3 protein-coding genes are annotated in these 2,606 nt (G+C 64.6%); all 3 read left to right on the top strand.

Features of this window, described 5'->3' with window-relative positions; translation table 11 throughout:
* Nucleotides 1–404 precede the first annotated feature (404 nt).
* Nucleotides 405–620, top strand: coding sequence for a hypothetical protein (locus ACLP4W_RS24970; RefSeq protein WP_442390074.1), 216 nt, complete (start codon nucleotides 405–407; stop codon nucleotides 618–620).
* 39 nt (nucleotides 621–659) lie between these two features.
* Nucleotides 660–1,553 carry an SDR family NAD(P)-dependent oxidoreductase gene (locus tag ACLP4W_RS24965; protein ID WP_442390073.1) on the top strand — a complete coding sequence of 298 codons (894 nt, stop codon included), beginning with the start codon at nucleotides 660–662 and terminating at the stop codon, nucleotides 1,551–1,553.
* Nucleotides 1,554–1,773: 220 nt separating this feature from the next.
* Nucleotides 1,774–2,606: aldehyde dehydrogenase family protein (locus ACLP4W_RS24960; protein WP_442390072.1), on the top strand; the 833-nt coding region annotated here is incomplete at its 3' end.

Raw genomic sequence — 2,606 nt, 5'->3', positions numbered from 1 at the left:
CAGCTGCCACCCGGATCCGGACCTGACCGGGACCGGGCTTCGGAATCGGGCGGGCCTGCAGGTGCAGGACCTCGGACGGTTCGCCGACCGTGTCGGCGACGACAGACCGCATGGTTGCCATCTTCCTGGCCCTCCTTCAATCGGTTCCAGATCTCACAGCGGTTCGGTGTGCATAGCCTCGGCCCCGCCCTTTGACGGCGAACATTCGGATCAGCGCGGCGCAATTCCAGCCGTACTAGCTCTGATGCTCCCACCACGGCGGGGTTGTTGGGGTCTAGACCCTCGGCGCGGATCGCCTCACGCTCTATGTCATCCGTGACGGGTCAGACGCGGCGCTCGGCGCTGCGGTTCGAGTTTGCTGGCGCGGCGGCGCGCGGGTATTCGCGCCCGGCAATGCTGCTAAAGTGCTGCCAAAACTGCTGCCCTGCACCGCCGTCGACGCCTACACCGTCGACCGCAACCGTGGAGACTCCTTCTTCGATCGCCTTGATCAGGACGGCCAGAACCTTCGAGTACCAACGTGCGATGCCTACGAAGCCAGTTGCAAAGTACAGCCCAGTCTGGCGGGAGCGACGCCAGGTCTCGCTATCGCCGAGACACCAAAGATTTTCATTAAATAGTCAGAACGATCTGTTCCACCAGTGCGACGGGAGAGGAAAGTGACGCAGAGGAGGAAGGCATTCGTAACGGGAGCGAGCCGAGGGATCGGCAAGGCGATTGCGATAAGGCTGGCGCAAGGCGGCTTTGATGTCGCCATTACGGCGCGCACGATCGACGAAGGCGAGCAGCGCGAACATTCAAGCACGGTGAAAAAGTCCGACACGACGCCCTTGCCCGGGAGCCTGACCAGCACGGCAGATGCGATGCGCGCGGCCGGTGCCGAGGTGATGGTGCTGCCGGCCGACCTGCTCGATCGGGGATCGTTGGGTGCTGCCGCGACAACGGTGCTCGAACGCTGGGGCAATGTCGATTTGGTGGTGCACAACGCCCGCTTCATCGGTCCGGGGCATATGGATCTCATCGCCGAAACGCCGGTCGAAGTCCTGGAAAAACACGTGCAGGGCAACGCCTTCGCGCCGCTCGTGCTCAACCGCGTCTTCCTTCCGGCCATGCTGAAGCAGGGCGGCGGCACGATCATCTACATCACGTCCGGCGCGGCCTATGACGTGCCGCCGGCGAAGGTCGGGAAAGGCGGGTGGGGGCTGAGCTACGCCATGTCGAAGGCGGCGGGACACACCATTGCCGGCCTGCTCGCGGTCGAATACGCCGACCAGGGAATCCGCGCGTTCAACATCCAGCCCGGCCCGATCAGAACAGAGCGCATCGCCCAGGACATGGCTGGCTTCGGGTTTTCAGCCGATGACGGCACCTGGCAGCCGCCCGAGGTGATCGGCGAGGTGGTCTATTGGCTGGCGACATCGCCCGAGGCGGACGCCTATAACGGCGAGTGCATCCAGGGCCAGGAATTCTGCCATCAGCGCAAACTGTTGGCCGGATGGAATCCGAAGGTGGCGCTCGACGGCCCGATCATCCACCCGTCCAAGGTCCGCTAGGCGAAAGGCCGAGCGCGGCGGTTTCGCATTCGGCTTTTCGCTTGCCATCCCATCCGTGATTTGCGTTCTCGGCCGATCCGGTAACCCCCGACCGAGGCCTCAGCGACGGACGCCTTCGTGGCCCGAGCGGGCCAATGCGTTGCTGGGACCGATTGGCTGCAATTCTGGGAGCTCGCCAAATAGCCTGGCTCGCGGCCAAAATACGCAGTAACGTCGGGGAATGCAAACGGCAACAAGCGATATTCGCACCGACATCGTGGTCAAGTGCCCCGCCACCGGTGAGGTGGTCGGCAGGGTGGCGGTGACATCCGTCGCGGAGGTGGAGGCGGTTGCGGCCCGGCTGCGCGCGGCCCAGCCCGCGTGGCAGGCCATGGGCGTCGAAGGGCGCGCCGAGTGGCTCGGCAAGTGGCGGGACTGGATACTCGACCACACCGACGAACTGCTCAGCATGGTCGAGCGTGAGACGGGGAAGTCGTGGGGCGATACGGCGGGTAGCGAGGCGCTGGTGCCGCAGCTCATCAACTACTGGACAGACAACGCGGCGGAGTTCCTGGCCGACGAGAACGTCCGGCCGGTCGGCGCTGCCAACGCCGCGAAGAAGCTAACCATCGCCTATGAGCCGTACCAACTCGTCGGGGTGATCACCCCGTGGAACGGTCCGCTGTCGGTGCCGATGCTGGATATCCCGGCCGCCTTGATGGCAGGTTGCGCCGTGTTGTCCAAACCGTCCGAATTCACTCCACTCTGCTGGCAACTGATGATCGCCGGCTGGCGGGAGATCGAGGCGCCGGACGTCTTCGACGCGGTTTACGGCTACGGTGAAACCGGCTCTGCGGTCATCGATCTCGTCGACTTCGTGATGTTCACCGGATCGGTTAACACTGGCCGGCGGGTCGCGGTCGCCGCCGCGCAGCGGCTCATCCCGTGCAGCCTCGAACTGGGTGGTAAGGACGCGATGATCGTCTGCGCCGATGCCGATATCGACCGGGCTGTCGACGGCGCGTTGTGGGGCGGCTACTTCAACTCCGGCCAGATCTGCATATCGGTCGAGCG

The organism is Mycobacterium sp., from assembly GCF_052145595.1.
Classification (GTDB): domain Bacteria; phylum Actinomycetota; class Actinomycetes; order Mycobacteriales; family Mycobacteriaceae; genus Mycobacterium.
This window is presented reverse-complemented; position numbering and strand designations above follow the sequence as displayed.